Genomic DNA, 16,432 nt, shown 5'->3' with positions numbered 1-16,432 from the left:
CCTGTCAGCCAGAGAAGAAAGGAAGTAATTTTGCGCAAGTCTTTTTGACCCTGTTTGCTTTCCGTGAATGGGAAAAAACGGGATGTACAAAACGCCCCGAGAAAACAGAGCTGGTGATCCTTTAACATTTCTTATTCATTATAATAGACGTTTCGTGTACGTCAACCGTTGCGTTAGCATAGATGGGCTGGGAAATTGGTTAAGGAGCACAGATACACGGAATTGCGTAAGAGGCCGAACGAGATCGCTAGCCGCGACTTGTTGATTGTTCAGGGGGTTCTGTATGTATAACGACCGTATTGAGGTTCGGGTAAGAGCGACGCAGCGCGCGTTTGATCTTTTCGGCGTCAACATGAACCTGGCTGAGTGGAGCATGGGCATCAAAAATGGCATGTAAAACAAGATCTAATTCGGGTGCCCCTTTTGTACCATGACCCCTACTTCCGCGATTAATTTGTTTGGGCGATAGAGGTGGATATCATGGGCGCTGCCAACTCCAGCAATACCATCGGCGATGCGGCACATCTTTTCCGTCATTTCAGGATAATGTTCTGTGACATCCAGCCGCTGCACAATTTTTTCCTCGGGGGCTTCCAGATGGGTGGTTACACGGCGCAGTTGCTTATTGTTTTGCAGCAGAGCCTGTTCCAGTAGAGTGGCGATCTCATGAGCCTGTTCAAGATCCATATCGGCGTGCACTTCAACATCAAAATCCGCTTCCAGTTTGCCCGCTACCTCACGCACATGGATGTCATGGGCATGCACCCCCTGACGCTCAGCCAGGTAATGGATCTGGTCAGTTACCGTTTCTCGGGAGACGCGACCGGTTCAACGTGGACTACCACATCGATATCGCCAGGCTCGGAGAAGGCATGGGCTTCAGAGATTGTTTCGCGCTCGACAAGGTCACTCAGGTGGTGGATCTGCTCAAAGGTCAGCATGCGTGGGGCAGAGATAATTACATCAGCAAAACACTTATTGCCCGCGCGGCGGACGCGTACTCGGCGCACCTCTACCACATCCTCTAGCTGTGTTATGCGTTGCTTGATCTGGGTTGCGAGTGCACCTGGCGAATGATCCAGCAAGGCATCAATCGTCTCGCGAGCCAGTCGTAGACTGACCCAGATTACAATGCCCGAGACACCGAAGGCCGCAATAGCATCTGCTTGCCCCAGCCAGGCTGGCCAGTGGAACAGATTAGTCAGATAGACCACCAGCAAACCAAAGATTACCACCGCAGAGCTCCAGATATCCGTGCTGAAGTGCAAAGCATCCGCTTCCAACGCCTGACTCCCCAGTTTTTTTGCTACGCGCAGTAGTACTTTGGAACGTGTCACATCGACCACAATCGAAATCAGCATGACCAGAAATGCCCAGACACTGACATCCACATGTCCCTCATGGTAGAGCAAACGGCGGACCGCTTCGATAATCACCCAGCTCGCCGTACCCAGCAGCAGCAGCGACTCTAAAAATGCTGAAAGGTTCTCAACCTTCCCATGCCCATAGTTATGATTGGCATCGGCAGGCCGATCCGCCACGCGTACCGCAAAAAACGTCATCAACGCCGCAACCAGATCCAGACCCGAATGGGCAGCCTCCGCCATAATACCCAGACTCCCTGTTAGAGTCGCCACCAGTATTTTCAAGCCTGTTAAACCCACCGCCGCCAGCACAGACGATAGTGCAGCCACAGTTTTCTCGCGCTGGGCACTCTTAGAAAGTGACATGCGTCCGAACCGCCTCCTCTATAGAAAACTCTCAGCAACATTCAGCTTTTGGACACTCTTCCAAAGGCATATCCAACTTATTTTACTCGATGTAGAGACCCACGGCAAGAATGAATTCATTTTCTAAAGATTTTCTTCTTTTACCGCTGTCGTGCCGCCATTACATAGAGAGTGCCAGACTCTCATCTTATCGGGACGCGCGAGCGCTCCCACACGGGCGTCCGCATGCGCGGCCGCGCTGGTTTTCTATGTTGGTGCAACAGGGGTGCATCCGCACCCCTGTTGCACCAACATAGAAACGGCTTTCTGAGCGCCAAAGGCGCTCAAGAATATGCGCATGCGTACGTCCGTGCAAGAGTGGTACACTTCCCATGATAATGAAAATAAGACACATTCTAGCAAAAATAACTATATCCTCCTGTCTCTGTTAAGGGCAAAAGGATATAGTTATTTTTGCCATATGATTATGCTAGTACCATAAAAAATACTAATTGACAGAGACACGTTCTGCTGTTATCCTTTTAATAACAATTCTAATAAATGAAGACTGACCCGTGTTGATCAAACCTAGTATGAGGTTGGGGCCAACAGAGATCCGACATTTGGTGAGAGTTCGGAACGGTATACCCACTCAGAACCCCTTTGTGAGCGGCTGGCCGAAGAAAGTCCTGGTTGCGATGTAAGAATCGCCATATGTGTCTCTTTTTTCTCTCTGGCGCCTTTTTACTAAATAGAGGCAGTGAGGAGAGCTATGAAAAAAGAACATACCGCCAGGGCAAGTAGGGCAGATGGGTGGCTCCCAGGCAGCACAATAGCTAGAAAGAGTGGTCTTTCCACCCTCGCTACAGCGTGGTACGAGGAGAGTAGTTGTTGTTCAGGCAACTTCTCGGGTAAACGTGGAAGACAATCTGGGTGGTACCACGGGAGCAATAATGGCTTTCGTCCCTTGCAGAATGAAGTAGAGGGATGAAGGCTTTTTTTATTGGTAAAATTTTTTGTGAGGTGGACGGCCATGACGACTGTTTCTATTGTGAATGTAACAAGCTATACAGGATCGGAACTATTGCGTTTACTGGCGCAGCATCCCGATTTTGTTGTGACCTCTGTAACCGGGCGTAGTACTGTAGGGAAGCGCCTGGAAGAGGTGTTCCCCTACCTGCGCGCAGGCGTACCCGCTCTGGAAGGCCGGCGACCAGCAATAGATCCAGCGCTCGTAATTACTGAGGAACCAGCCCAGACTGACCTGGCCTTTGTCTGCTTACCTCATGCCGCCGCCGCTGAAGCTGTTGTCAAATTGTTAGAGCGCGGAACGAAAGTGGTAGATCTCTCAGCCGACTTCCGCCTGCGCGATGTGGCAACATATGAAGAATGGTATAAACATACACATCCCGCCCCGGCATTACTGGAGTCCGCTGTATATGGTTTGTGTGAAACCTACCGCGACCAGATTCCAAATGCCACGCTGGTAGCCAATCCTGGTTGTCACACCACAACCTCGATTTTAGGCTTGAGTCCAGCCTTTGCCGCGGGCATTATAAATCCTGATATTATTATTGATTCAAAAACTGGTATTAGTGGCGGAGGACGGAACCCGAGTCCAACATACCATTTCCCAGAGGCCGATGAAGATGTCAGTGCCTACGGATTATCCGGGCACCGGCATATGCCAGAGATCGCGCAAGAGCTGACGGCAGTTGCCGCGGCCCATGGTCATCCCTTTGAAGGTGACCTACGTATTACCTTTGTTCCGCATTTAATGCCAATGACGAGGGGTATCCTGGCAACCTGTTATGCAGATCTCAAGTCAGACGGGAATGGTAAGCTGCCGACAACGGCTGAAATCCGCTCACTCTATGAACACTATTATGCCAATGAACCATTTGTGCATGTGGTAGACCAACCTCCCCATACCAAATGGACCTATGGAAGCAATCATTGCTTTATTTACCCGATTGTTGATCAACGAGCCAGGCGCCTGATTGTCGTTTCCTGCCTGGATAATCTGGTCAAGGGAGCCTCGGGTCAGGCGCTACAAAATGCAAACTTACTCTATGGATTGCCAGAGACAACAGGTTTGTCCTCGCTCGGTGTACATCCATAAAAAAATTGTTTGAATAGAGATTTTCTGGAATTATCCATTCTGAGGAGTACAGCTCATGGCAATCTCATTTTCACGCACACCGGAGGGCGATGTTATCAGCGACCATCACCTTATTGCCCAGGTATTGGGCGAGGCACTGCCTTATATTGACTTTCTGAAGGGCAAGACCCTGGTCATTAAGCTGGGTGGAAGCACATTAGAACATCAGCGTGCAGTCTTGCAGGATATCATCTGGCTACGTGCCCTGGGGGCATATCCTGTATTGGTCCATGGCGGCGGTCCCTATATCAATGAATGGCTTACGAAACTGGATTTGCCAACACGTTTTGTGAATGGTTTACGCGTGACCGATGCGGCAACCCTAAATGTGGTACGCATGGTTTTGCTGGGGCAGGTAAACCAGGGGCTGGTCTTGATGGCTTCACAAATGAACGGAAAAGCCATCGGCCTATGTGGGACAGATGGGGGGATGGTGCGGGCGCACATGGCGGATGAGCGCCTGGGTTTTGTTGGTGAGGTGGATGCCGTTGATCCGACGCCGGTGGAGGCCCTGCTAAAGGAAGGGTATATACCGATAGTGGCACCGTTAGGCGAGGGTCCCGATGGCACCTGCTTAAATATTAACGCGGACCTGGTGGCGGCCCATATGGCCGGGGCATTGAATGCCGAGAAATTAATTTTCTTGAGCAATGTCGCTGGCATCTGTCGCGCTGATGGTAGCTTGATCTCCGAACTACGTGAGTCCGAGGCCAAGCAACTGATCGATGAAGGCGTGATCAACGGCGGCATGATCCCTAAAGTTACCGCCTGTCTGGATGCATTGGTGGCGGTACCACGGGTGCATATCGTGGACGGCCGCGATTCACACGTTCTATTGCGTGAATTGTTCACCGATAAAGGCGCCGGCACCATGATTATTCGCTAAACTTTGTGCGTCTATCGTCGAAGGGGACAGCCAGCATATTGTGGTGGTGTCCCCTTTTTCTTGCGCGTTTTGTGAACTGGTTTATCGCCGAAGCATGCGGTGGAATGATACACTATCTTTAAAAGCAATTATCAGACATTATTGAAAAAGAGAAGAGATGATGTGCGGAGCTCACCGCTGCTTGCCAACTATGGTCTGCGGCGAGAAGGTTCCGCCTGAGCGATTGAAAGGGATATCTTGAGCAACGTTGTTGTGTTTGATTTAGATGGCGTTATTACAAGTGAAGAGGCCTACTGGATTACAGCTGGCCTGGTACTTCACGAGCTCGCGTATAGCCCACGTTACTGGAATTTGTTGGGGAGCGAGAGCTATGTGCCACCGGCCACCGCTGAGGAGTGTGACGAGGCAGGGCATGAAGTATTGCCCAGGGCGGTCATGTTGGGCTTTAAGGCCCGTGCAATTAATTCTAACTGGGATACCTGCTATGCTGCGGTCAGTCTCTGCCTGGTTGATTTACTGGCTCGTATACCAGATCGCTCGTCTCTCTTCCCGTTGCAACCCTGGGATGCCGATTGGATCGCCGCGTTCCGGCATGCCCTATCCCAGGTTGAGGGCGACAAACATATTAGCCTGGACTCATATCGCTTGTTGGACGAACCCCTCTTTCAGAACTATGTGGGCTTTGAACTTTTTGAGCGCCTGAATCAATATGCCAGTGAACTGTTTGGCCAGCAAGTTGAAGGCGTCTTTGCGCGCTATAGCCCATTCTGGATGCTGTGTCAGGAATTATTTCAAGAGAGCTATCTTGGTGATCAGCTCTATGAGCAGGAGCACCATCACGCTCCTTCACAGCAGGGACGTTATGGGTGTATCTACCTGGAGCAGTCAATCCTACCGGCAGAGACCTTGCGCTCAACGTTACAGACACTGCGCGAGCAAGGCTATACCCTGGGAGTGGCCACCGGCCGTCCTGGCCGCGAGGCTATCGTGCCACTGCAGAATTATGGCCTCTATGAGTATTTTGATGCCGCCCACATCATGACCCACACTGAAGTTGCCCAGGCCGAAGAGAAATTACTGGCCCGGGGTGATAGTACCTCGCTGGTCAAACCCCATCCCTATCAATTTCTGGCGGCGGCCAATCCAGACTATCAACCCCATCAAGCGGTTCCGCCGCGTGGCAGCTTTATAGTCATTGGCGATACGACCAGTGATGTGCGGGGTGGACAGGCGGCGGGCGCCCTGGTGGTCGCGGTCCTTACAGGTGCGTTGACCGATGAGGCACGTCGTTTACTGGAAGAGAGCCAGCCCGATTTTATGATCCCCGATGTCACCAGAGTTCCCGAGCTATTACAGCGGCTGGATGATCTGGCCACCATACAGCGTATGCAATTTTTAGAGCGTGAGAAGGCTGAAATCTTGTTGCGACGCTGGTTTATGCGCTACATGGACCTGGAAGTAGATGAGGTAAAGTTGACCCCAAGGCGGTCTCGCTAAACTCTTTCAATGGCATCTACAAGCTAGGAGCCGAAGAGTATTTTTTCAAGACCCATGTGGAAGAGCAGGGTATCGTCGAAGAATACTATCATGCTGAATTATTGCATAAAGCTGGCTATAACATTGTGCGTCCCCTGCGTACCCTTCATCAGAAGGGTCAGCAGATGGTCATTTATCCGGTGATTCATGCACCGGTCATGTTTGATTTGATGCGGGCCGTAGAGACCGGGGATACTTCGCAGGCCGATATTGAGGTTTTGGCGGCAGCCGAGCGGCGTGAATGTGAGCGCCTCTTACGAATTTATAGTGAGACCCTGACCGCGAGTACGGCGGAGGAGCATGCGCACGCCCCTATTCACCAGCTTTTCTGGCATCGACTGACCGGCGGCAGGCTCGCTAGCTTTTATCAGGATAAATGGGTTCCTTTTCCTGCTCAACCAGGAGCTGAAGAAGAGAGGCAGGGCATCTCCTTTGCCGATTTATTACACTGTCAGTGGACGATCAATGGCGAAGAGGTCGGGGAATATGGACAGACGCTGGCTCAGTTAATCGAACGGGCGCAGGAGGTACTGCAGCCTGACCAGGCAGCTTTGACCGTGATTGGACACGGCGATGCTCATTTTGGCAATGTTTTCCTGGAACAACAAACGAATTACCAATACTTTGACCCGGCCTTTGCGGGACGGCATGCGCCCCTGTTGGATATAGTTAAGCCATACTTCCATAATGTCTTTGCCACCTGGATGTATTTTCCACAGGAGGTAGAGCAAGAACTGTCACTCTCTGTGCAAGTACAAGATGGACGCATCATAGTCGAGCATAACTATGCTCTGACACCGGTGCGGCAGGCCATTCTGGATTCCAAGCGCAACTATTTGTTGCCTCCCTTGCTTGAGCTCTTACGTGAGCGACAGGCTCTACCAGATAACTGGGAAGAGGTCATGCGTCTGGCTTTGCTGTGTTGTCCTTTGTTGACGGTCGATCTGCTAGATGTTAGCAAACGGTCGGCAGCGATATGCTGGCTGGGCCTCTCGCAGGTAATGCAGATGGGCAATCTCGCGCTTCTTTAGAATAGTATTCTCAATGTAGATTATAGATAAATACGCGAGCGACCTGTTTGTGAGCAATTTTTAATGGGGATGAGCATATCAGATTGTATACCAGAAATGTCTGTTGATTTTACACCAGGAGGATACCAGTATGATTGCCATTATCGACTATGGCGCGGGGAATATACGTAGTATTGAGAAGGCACTTGAGCATGTGGGGGCGCAAGTACAGGTGACAGACGATCCACAACAGGTGGCACGTGCCGAGGCTGTGGTACTGCCAGGAGTTGGCTCAGGTGGTGCCGCCATGGCACGCATGAGCGCTCGTGGGCTGGATAGCGCGATTCGCCAGGCCACCTTTGATGGAAAACCCTTTCTTGGCATCTGCCTGGGGATGCAATTGCTGGCAGACCATCATGAAGAGGGCGAGGTAGAGGGCCTGCGCCTGTTCCGTGGCGCGGTACGCCGTATTCCTCATGGTCCCAAGATTCCTCATATGGGATGGAACCAGATTCAGGCCCTGCAGCCCGACCTGCCCATCTTCGCGCAGCTCCCGCCTGACGCCTACTTTTATTTTGCACACTCATATTATGTAGAGCCGCAAGACCAGACCGGCGTGGCCGCAGTAACTGATTATGGCTCTCCCTATTGTAGCGTTATCGCTACCGACCAGGTCTGGGGCACACAATTCCATCCCGAGAAAAGTGGTGATGTGGGTATGCAATTGCTCAAAAATTTTGTGAAATGGGTGAATCAATGATCATTTTGCCTGCTATTGATATTAAAGATGGACGCTGCGTGCGCCTGTTTCAGGGTGATTATGCACAGGTAACCACCTATGATACCGATCCAGTGCAGGTGGCACTGCGCTGGCAAGAGGCCGGAGCTTTCTGGCTACACCTGGTCGATCTGGATGGAGCAAAAGAGGGGTATCCTGTCAATGCTGAATTGATCAAGCGTATCCGGGCCGCGACGACACTGCATATCGAGGTCGGTGGCGGAATGCGTACACTGGAGCATATCGAGCAGATCCTGGGATTGGGCGTGGACCGCGTAATCCTGGGCACGGTGGCGATCACTAATCGAGAGCTACTGCAACAAGCCCTGGAGCGCTGGGGAGAGCGTATCGTGGTAGGATTGGACGCGCGCGATGGCCTGGTAGCTATCGCTGGCTGGTTGGAAACCTCGCAGGTGACAGCGGTTGGCCTGGCCCGTGAATTAAGCGCGCTGGGGGTGCAGCGTTTTGTCTATACTGATATCGCCCGTGATGGTGCGCTGACAGGCCCCAACCTGAAAGCACTGGCCGAGATGCAGCAGGCGGTCGGCAATGCCCTGATCGCATCTGGAGGAGTCAGCTCGCTGGCTGACCTGCAGTCCCTGGCCCAAACAGGTGTTGAGGGAACCATCGTTGGCAAGGCTATTTATACTGGCGCGGTCGATCTCGCAACAGCTATTCGTGAAATTGAGAGGTAGAAGCCATGCTCACCAAGCGTATTATCCCCTGCCTGGATGTAATGAATGGGCGTGTGGTTAAGGGTGTCAGCTTTGTCAATCTGCGTGATGCGGGTGATCCAGTTGAGTTGGCAAAACTCTATAATCAAGAAGGTGCTGATGAAGTAACCTTCCTGGATATCACCGCCTCTTATGAAGGGCGAGCGACCATGCTCGACGTAGTACGCCGGACCGCAGAACAGGTGTTTATTCCGGTAACGGTCGGTGGTGGTATTCGCTCAGTTGAAGATATTCGCGCTACCCTGGGCGCAGGCGCCGACAAAACCTCTGTCAACACCGCCGCCGTCCAGAATCCACAGTTAATCAAGGCCGGCTCTGAACAATTTGGAGCCCAGTGTATTGTGCTGGCTATCGACGCCCGTTCAAATCCTGCTATGCCCAGCGGCTACGAAGTCTATGTACACGGTGGACGTACCCCGACTGGGTTGGATGTGCTGGAATGGGCACAGCGCGGTGTCGAGCTAGGTGCGGGCGAGATCCTGCTGACTAGTATGGATCGTGATGGTACCAAAAGCGGCTATGATATCGATCTCAATGCTAAAGTTTCATCTGCAGTCACCGTGCCTGTGATCGCATCTGGCGGAGTGGGCACGCTGGAGCACATGTATGAAGGTTTAACGAAGGGTGGTGCCGATGCTGTGCTGGCGGCCTCAATTTTCCACTTCGGCGAATTTCGAGTGCGCGATGTTAAGCACTACTTGCAAGCAAAAGGGGTAGTAGTACGACCATGTTGAAATTTGATAGTCAGGGCCTGGTCCCGGCTGTAATCGTAGATGATACAACGGGTGATGTCTTGCTGGTTGCCTTCATGAATCAAGATGCGTATCAACTGACACGCGAAACGGGCCAGACCCATTTTTTTAGTCGTTCGCGCAACAAAATCTGGCATAAAGGGGAACAATCGGGCAACGTCCAGGAGGTGCGCGACATCTTCATCAATTGTGAAGAGAACAGCCTGCTGGTCCGCGTCCATCAGCGTGGCGAGGCGGCCTGCCACGAAGGCTATCATAGTTGTTATTATCGTCGTATATTGCCCGATGAAAGTTACGAAGTCGTGGCCGAGCGCATCTTTGATCCTGAAGATGTATACACGACTGAACAAAGTGAAGAAGAACCAATGCCAACAGATAATGAGCAGGCTCAGACGCCACAAGAACTTGAACAAGCCCTGCGCCAGCTATATGCGGTCTATCTTTCGTTGCGGGACCAGGATCATACTGCTACCTCTAATACATCACGCCTGCTGCATGAAAAAAACCATGGTTTTTTGGCAGGTCGGCTAAGGGATGAGCTGGGTGAACTAATTGGTGTAGAGAGAGGCGAGCATGTCCATACGGGTTTGCAGGAAGATACCGCGTTGGAAGGAAGCCAGGTGGGCTACTGGCTCTTCTTGTTGGCGGCCATCAACCAGATGAACTACGATACGTTCAATCCGCATAGCGCGATTCTGCAGGGTTTTACCGCACATTATACGGTGGCCCAGATTGATGAACTGCGCCAACAAGCGATCGAGCAGTTGTCTGGCAATGAGCCTATCCAGCACATTCGAGGCCTGCTCGCGGGCTTCTCAATTATTGGCTGGGCCTGTGTCTCCGCCGGCATCAGCCCTCTAGTTCCTGTCGAATACGACCTCGACCAGATGCGTCGCAAAGGTTTGATTAAGTAAGTAAAAAAGATAGCAGGCAGGGCTTAAGTTTAAGCCCTGCCTGCTATCTTTTTTACTTACTTGTAAGAACTTTTCTTCTTGTGTGGCGCACTTTTTTGCACCACACAAGAAGAAAAGTTCGGGCTCTCCAGCGCCCGTCCGTTGAAAAAGTTATGAAGGTGATACAATTATGGATAAACGTATTGAGCCGAGGGAGATGAATCATTAGTGGTTTAGAAGGGATGAATGATTATTATGACTATCCGAGCAATAATCTTTGATCTAGGTGGTACGCTAATTGATTGGCCGGACTGGGATGATGATGTGCTTCGACGCTGGGGATTATCCTATGAATATTTGTGTAGCAAAGTTCCTGGCCGCCAGTGGCCTGAGAAGGAGCGCTATGTCACTGCCATGCGTGGGGCTGAACTTGCCCACTGGCAACGCGTCAACACAGAACAGGCCAGCGCCACTCCTGAGGAAGTGTTGCAGGAGGGTTTCCAGACCCTCAATTGCGCGGTGAGCGAGGCTGAATTGCTGATAGCCCTCGATGGCTATGGACAGGCCGTCAATGGTTGGGCGATGGTCTTTCCGGATGCCGTTCCGACGCTGCTCAACTTGCGCAAACAAGGTTATCGGATTGGCCTGCTCTCCAACACCTGGTGGGCAGCGGCCTGGCATAATTCAGATCTGGCCACGCACGGCCTTGATAATTTGCTTGATGTCGTACTTTATACCTCAGAGCTACCACACTCTAAACCACATCCAGAAGTATTTCGCATTGTCAGCCGTCGCCTGGAGGTTGATCCGGTTGAATGTATCATGGTGGGGGATCGTCTAATTGACGATGTCTCAGGAGCCTTAGGGGCAGGTATGCGAGGTATCTGGAAGAAGACTCCTTATCCCTGGCCAGAACCCACCCATATTCAGCCTACCGCTACCATTACCCAACTGGCCGAACTGTTGCCTTTGCTTGAAACTCTCAATCGCTAATAGGCATGAGGGCAAGCAAAAAGGCAGGGCACACATACGCCTTGCCTTTTTGCTTGCTCGCGGTTGAAAGAACAGGCTTGCCTGATTAGATGGTGGGCAAGAATTTTGGTTTCTGGCGAGCTTTCGTAATTTGTTCGAAGGCATAAGCAAGCTTGATCAGGGTAGGCTCGCTGTAGGCACGGCCCATAAAAGTAATGCCCACGGGTAGTTCCTGGACATGTCCTGCTGGTACACTAATAGCGGGATAACCAGCCATTGCGGCGGGCTGGGTACTGCTACCGGTATAGTGGTCTCCATTGACATTGTCGATATACCAGGCCGGGCTGCAGGTCGGCATGACCAGCGCGTCCAGCTGATACTGATCCATCACAGCATCTATCCCCTCCTGACGAGAAAGGCGATGGCTCTCGGCCAGGGCCTGAATGTAGGCGGGATCATCCAGGCCAGTAGTGGCCTGGGCCTCGATGAACATCTCGTGCCCAAACAGGCTCAACTCCTGGTCGGCATGTGCCTCATTGAAAGCGATCAGATCGGCCAGGGTACGTACGGGCGATCCTACCAGCTCACTCAAATAAGCATCGATATCAACTTTCAGGTCAGTGATCAGCACCAGATTTTCGGAGGGTGAGGACTCCATTTGTTTGGCGGTAGGGATGTTGGCTGGATCTACCAGGATAGCACCGGCTTCCGTGAGCTTGTGCAAGGCTGCCTCGATCAAGCGATCTGCTTTGGGACTATAGCCAAAGTAGACCTCGCGAGCTACTCCAATGCGTGCTCCACGTAGTGCGTTGGGATCAAGGAATTGAGTATAGTCGGTGTGAAATTTTCCGGCACTTTCACCGGTTACCGCATCACGCTCATCCACGCCGGTGATCGCCCCTAGCAGGATTGCGGCATCAGTTACCGTGCGGCCAAAGGGCCCGACTGTATCCTGGCTGTGCGAGACAGGGATCACACCTGCTCGGCTAGTCAGACCAACCGTTGGCTTGATGCCTACCACATCGCAGATTGAAGCGGGGCAGAGAACCGAACCATCGGTTTCCGTGCCCAGCGAGACGGTTGTCAGATTCGCCGCGACCGCGACCGCCGAGCCAGAGCTGGACCCACATGGGGTGCGGTCCAGTACGTAAGGATTGCGGGTCTGGCCGCCGCGACCGCTCCAGCCGCTAATTGATGGACGGCCACGTAAATTGGCCCATTCGCTCAAGTTGGCCTTACCGAGGATGACAGCTCCAGCCTCACGTAACTTCCGGGCCACAAAGGCATCGCGAGGAGGGCGCGCACCAATGAGAGCCAGCGAACCCGCGGTTGTCTGCATCTTATCGGAGGTAGCAATATTGTCTTTGATGATCACTGGAATGCCGTGTAGAGGGCCGCGTACACCCTCGTTGGCGCGTTCACGATCCAGTTCAGCCGCGATTTCCAGTGCATCTGGATTGATTTCGATAATTGATCTCAGGGTTGGCCCGTTCTGATCAATATTGTGTATGCGTTCTAGATAATATTCAGTTAGCTGATGTGCTGTGAGCTTGCCCTCAGCCATCAAGGATTGCAGTTCAAGAATGGTTGCTTCTTCTTCCAAATGCATGAATGTACCCTTGCCGTGTCTATTTGTCAGGAGCGAATCTATGTTCGCAGGATGAAATAAAGAGAAATAAAAGAGTAAGGAAGAATAAACTTGTGGATTATTCTTTCCTTTAGAATAGATGTAATGGGGAATAGAAAATGGGTACAGGCTAGCAATATTCTCTATCAACTTAAATGAATTTTGGGCCTGTTATTCGCCAGTTACAATTCTATCATTATAACAAAAAAGAGTCCTATCGTATACCGATAGGACTCTTTTGGTGCGTACGTGCGCTGGCGCGCCCGCATCTGGTTTATTATTTGTCGTATAAAACGTGCATATGCACGTTTTATACGACAAATAATAAACCAGATGCGGTACATTTTATGCAACAGCCTGATAAGAAAACCAGATGCGGCACATTTTATGCAACAGCCTGATAAGAAAATTACGCCCTGTTGCGTCAGATTTTTTATAGTGTGGTAGAGAAAATGCTCAAATAGCATTTTCTCTACCACACTATAAAAAATTGAGATGTATTTTATGCTAAAACGTGCAGTTTATGGGGCATGGGCCGGTGGATGAGCGAATGATTAGCCGGGCAGAGAGTTTGATATGGGTCTCGTCGAGTGGCTGGTGTTGTATCAAACGATAGAGCACATCGACAGCCAGGCGTCCTATTTCTTGTAATGGATGATGAAGGGTGGTGAGAGCCGGTGTTATATATGGTAAGTTAAGGGAGGCATCATCAAAGCCAATGACTGAAATATCTTCCGGCACGCGCAGGCCATGTTCCTGGATCGCGTGCATCGCTCCAATGGCCATCCCATCGTTAAAGGCAAAGATTGCGGTTGGTGGATCAGGCAAAGAAAGTAGATGGTTGACTACCTCCTGACCGCTTTCAGGTGTCCAGCGGCCTTCACGAATCAGTGTGGGATCAATGGCAAGGCCCGCTGAAGCCAGGGCCGCATAATAACCGGTTGTGCGATCGATAGTACTTCCCCAGTGAGATGGGCCAGTAATAATCGCAATGCGCCGATGGCCCAGGGAAAGCAAGTGTTCCATCGCAAGCATGCTGGCAGAAATATTTTCCACCGCAATAGTGGGAATCGCATCTGGGAGTGACACAAAAGGATCAGTTACCACAAAGGGTATCCCTTTCTGTTTTAGATGTAGCAAATCCTCGACCGAGTGTTGTGGGAGGATAAAAATTAGACCATTTATGTTCTGTTCCAATAGACGTTGAACCTGGTTTATCTCAGTTTCATACAAATTATTGGTCCGGATAGTAATAAATTGAGCATCTCTCCCGCGTAAGGACTCGTACGCACCATCTATAATGTAGCCGAAGTAATCGTTAAACATAGGTATGCTAAAACCTATCCGGCATGTTGTCGCGCGATCGTTCCTCTGCGGTACATACCCTAATTCAGCGATATGTTGCATTACTTTGTCACGTGTCGCAGCTGATACATCTTTATGTCCATGTAGAACGCGTGAAACGGTCGTTGCCGATACCCCTGACTTTGCAGCAATATCTCCGATAACAGTGCGGGAAAACTCCTTCGTGCTTTTACGATTATCCACTTACAATCTTTCCTGCCATAGATAACATGCTTTGAAATATAAATCATTGGTTAATCACAAGTATAACGAGAAAAAAATAGTGTTGTCAATATTTTTCGGATAAATAACCGATTAAATACCCAGAAAAACCAAATTTTAACCAGTGAGCAAGATTTAAATAATTTTCATAGATTAGTATTTTTAACTCTAAAAATGCTTGACAAGAACCTCATTTATTCTTATTCTTATGAAAAGAGACTGCGTTAACCGTTATTTATCTGGTTATTGTCAAGAAAATATCCGGTTATTTTTCGGATATGTTGTCCATCCAATGCTGGTTGGGGATGTTGGACTTTGTAGTCTATGAGTCAGCATGTTACGCATGTAACATCTACGTTTCAGTTGTGCCTTCTTGCTATACAACTGAAGGATTTTTGTGTGTTGTTTTATCTATTCAGACAGGAGTCCGGTTGTGAGACTTTCATCAAAGAAGATTGCTTTGTGGCTGGCATGTTTCTGTGCGCTTGTTCCTCTCTTGAGTAGTTGTGGTCAGGGAACAACGACGAGTAGCTCAGGGGATAGTACCACGTTAAGTATTTTGCATATCACTGGTAAAGCGACGCCTAGTGGCGCACTATTTCAAAAGATCCTGCATGATTTTGAGACGCAAAATCATGTCACCATCAACCAGACTATCGCGGCCAGCGATGCAACACAGGTCTATGAAACATCATTGCTGGCTCATAAAGAGGCTGATGTGGTGATGGTAAACCTTGCCGATAAGGCAACCGAGTGGTCCAAAGAAGGGGCTACTATTGATGTAAAAGACCTGGCCCAGCAGTGGGGCATCACTCCTCAACTTCAGCCCCAGGCTATCAAAGAGTGGACCCAGAATGGCAAGCTAGCAGCTTTCCCTTATAACGGTTTTAAATGGCCGGTCTGGTACAACATGAGCCTGCTAAATAGTGTGGGCGTGGCCAAAGCGCCTACCACCTTCGACGAATTTTTAGCTGACGGCACCAAGTTAAAGAATGCAGGTAAAGGTGGTTTCGTAGTTGGTGGTAACGACTGGTCTGGCTACACCTTTTTTGTCCAGGTCATGGAATCATATATGAGCGATAGCGACATTGCCACAGTATTGCAAAACGGCACCTATTGTTCAAATCCGGACGCGATGAAAGGCATCAACCTTTTTATCAAACTGCGTAACTCAGATGTCTTTGTGAAGGATGTTGCCGGTTTAAATGCGGACCAGATGAATTCTCAGTTTTACACTGGTGGCGCCTCAATGATGTCGGCTGGTTCCTGGGCATTTGCCGGAGCCTCAAAAGATCTCACCAAGAACATCTATCTGGGTGGCCTACCTGTTCCTTCTGACTCTCCTTATAGCAAACCAACGGCCTATCAAGGTTATACGAGCATGGGTATCTGGATCAGCCCGAATGGACAGAAAAAACCTGGATCTGGTACGCAAGTTTGTTCAATACATGTTCTCACCCAAAGTTATTGGTGAGCAGGTTGCTACCGGTATGATCCCGACCGTAAAAAGTGCCCAGGTTGATCCAAATGCCAGTCCTCTACTGGAACAGGCCTCGAATCAACTGGATCAGCGTGTGACATATCTCAATACAAACGACATCAGCGTACCTGGTAACGTACAGCAGAAACTGATTCGCTCAGCCAGTATTGCTTACACACCAGGGCAAGACAGCACAAAAATTTGTCAGGCGCTTGAAGGAGCTTATAAGCAATGAGTGCATCTATAGACACTCACGGCTCGACCAATCAAGTCAATGAACAAAAGACACCGGTAAGCACGAAGCATAGCGCGTCCCCATCTTCCAAAA

At 50.4% G+C, this 16,432-nt stretch carries 16 protein-coding genes; 11 read left to right on the top strand and 5 right to left on the bottom strand.

Annotation, left to right across the window (positions count from 1 at the left end):
* Positions 1–247: 247 nt before the first annotated feature.
* The 3 genes from EL645_RS46300 to EL645_RS42200 are packed head-to-tail and all read right to left on the bottom strand — an operon-like array spanning position 248 to position 1,730.
* Positions 248–388 carry a cation transporter dimerization domain-containing protein gene (locus tag EL645_RS46300; RefSeq protein ID WP_246035497.1) on the bottom strand — a complete coding sequence of 47 codons (141 nt, stop codon included), beginning with the start codon at positions 386–388 and terminating at the stop codon, positions 248–250.
* 17 nt (positions 389–405) lie between these two features.
* Positions 406–765: a cation transporter dimerization domain-containing protein gene (locus EL645_RS42205; RefSeq protein WP_161977019.1), complete on the bottom strand. Its 360-nt coding sequence runs from the start codon at positions 763–765 to the stop codon at positions 406–408.
* A gap of 35 nt (positions 766–800) precedes the next feature.
* On the bottom strand, positions 801–1,730 hold the full coding sequence (locus EL645_RS42200) for a cation diffusion facilitator family transporter (protein ID WP_126548364.1): 930 nt from the start codon (positions 1,728–1,730) through the stop codon (positions 801–803).
* A gap of 1,012 nt (positions 1,731–2,742) precedes the next feature.
* Here EL645_RS42200 and argC point away from each other — a divergent pair.
* The 9 genes from argC to EL645_RS01195 all read left to right on the top strand — a co-directional run bounded on the left by argC (position 2,743) and on the right by EL645_RS01195 (position 11,452).
* On the top strand, positions 2,743–3,831 hold the full coding sequence (argC, locus tag EL645_RS01235) for an N-acetyl-gamma-glutamyl-phosphate reductase (RefSeq protein WP_126548363.1): 1,089 nt from the start codon (positions 2,743–2,745) through the stop codon (positions 3,829–3,831).
* A 55-nt stretch (positions 3,832–3,886) separates the two neighbouring features.
* Positions 3,887–4,756: an acetylglutamate kinase gene (gene argB, locus EL645_RS01230; RefSeq protein WP_126548362.1), complete on the top strand. Its 870-nt coding sequence runs from the start codon at positions 3,887–3,889 to the stop codon at positions 4,754–4,756.
* Positions 4,757–4,993: 237 nt separating this feature from the next.
* The gene (locus tag EL645_RS01225) at positions 4,994–6,253 is read left to right on the top strand and encodes an HAD family hydrolase (protein ID WP_126548361.1); all 1,260 of its coding nucleotides are present in this window, start codon (positions 4,994–4,996) and stop codon (positions 6,251–6,253) included.
* 56 nt (positions 6,254–6,309) lie between these two features.
* Positions 6,310–7,323 (top strand): hypothetical protein, encoded by a 1,014-nt coding sequence (locus tag EL645_RS01220; RefSeq protein ID WP_126548360.1) that lies wholly within the window; start codon positions 6,310–6,312, stop codon positions 7,321–7,323.
* A 130-nt stretch (positions 7,324–7,453) separates the two neighbouring features.
* The gene (gene hisH, locus EL645_RS01215) at positions 7,454–8,062 is read left to right on the top strand and encodes an imidazole glycerol phosphate synthase subunit HisH (protein WP_126548359.1); all 609 of its coding nucleotides are present in this window, start codon (positions 7,454–7,456) and stop codon (positions 8,060–8,062) included.
* A complete protein-coding gene (hisA, locus tag EL645_RS01210) occupies positions 8,059–8,775 on the top strand; it encodes a 1-(5-phosphoribosyl)-5-[(5-phosphoribosylamino)methylideneamino]imidazole-4-carboxamide isomerase (RefSeq protein WP_126553954.1) in 717 nt (238 codons plus the stop codon). Before hisH ends, hisA begins: the two co-directional genes overlap by 4 nt.
* Positions 8,776–8,780: 5 nt before the next feature.
* Positions 8,781–9,548 carry an imidazole glycerol phosphate synthase subunit HisF gene (gene hisF / locus EL645_RS01205; RefSeq protein WP_126548358.1) on the top strand — a complete coding sequence of 256 codons (768 nt, stop codon included), beginning with the start codon at positions 8,781–8,783 and terminating at the stop codon, positions 9,546–9,548.
* Positions 9,542–10,480 (top strand): phosphoribosyl-AMP cyclohydrolase, encoded by a 939-nt coding sequence (hisI, locus tag EL645_RS01200; protein WP_126548357.1) that lies wholly within the window; start codon positions 9,542–9,544, stop codon positions 10,478–10,480. Before hisF ends, hisI begins: the two co-directional genes overlap by 7 nt.
* A 234-nt stretch (positions 10,481–10,714) precedes the next feature.
* Positions 10,715–11,452: an HAD family hydrolase gene (locus EL645_RS01195; protein WP_161977018.1), complete on the top strand. Its 738-nt coding sequence runs from the start codon at positions 10,715–10,717 to the stop codon at positions 11,450–11,452.
* A gap of 85 nt (positions 11,453–11,537) precedes the next feature.
* Here the strand turns inward: EL645_RS01195 and EL645_RS01190 are convergent, their stop codons facing one another.
* Complete coding sequence (locus tag EL645_RS01190) at positions 11,538–13,040, bottom strand: amidase (protein ID WP_126548355.1); 1,503 nt, start codon at positions 13,038–13,040, stop codon at positions 11,538–11,540.
* A 525-nt stretch (positions 13,041–13,565) separates the two neighbouring features.
* Positions 13,566–14,606, bottom strand: a complete 1,041-nt coding sequence (locus tag EL645_RS01185) for a LacI family DNA-binding transcriptional regulator (protein WP_126548354.1) — start codon at positions 14,604–14,606, stop codon at positions 13,566–13,568.
* 451 nt (positions 14,607–15,057) lie between these two features.
* Between EL645_RS01185 and EL645_RS01180 the strand changes: the two genes are divergently transcribed.
* Both EL645_RS01180 and EL645_RS01175 read left to right on the top strand, forming a co-directional pair.
* Positions 15,058–16,098 (top strand): ABC transporter substrate-binding protein, encoded by a 1,041-nt coding sequence (locus EL645_RS01180; protein ID WP_161977017.1) that lies wholly within the window; start codon positions 15,058–15,060, stop codon positions 16,096–16,098.
* A complete protein-coding gene (locus EL645_RS01175) occupies positions 16,073–16,339 on the top strand; it encodes a hypothetical protein (RefSeq protein ID WP_161977016.1) in 267 nt (88 codons plus the stop codon). Before EL645_RS01180 ends, EL645_RS01175 begins: the two co-directional genes overlap by 26 nt.
* The last annotated feature ends 93 nt before the right edge of the window (positions 16,340–16,432 follow it).

Origin of the sequence: Dictyobacter kobayashii (genome assembly GCF_003967555.1) — a bacterium.
In the GTDB taxonomy this organism is placed as follows: Bacteria; Chloroflexota; Ktedonobacteria; order Ktedonobacterales; family Ktedonobacteraceae; genus Dictyobacter; species Dictyobacter kobayashii.
Note: the sequence above shows the minus strand (reverse complement) of the source record. Positions and strands in the feature narration are given on the sequence as shown.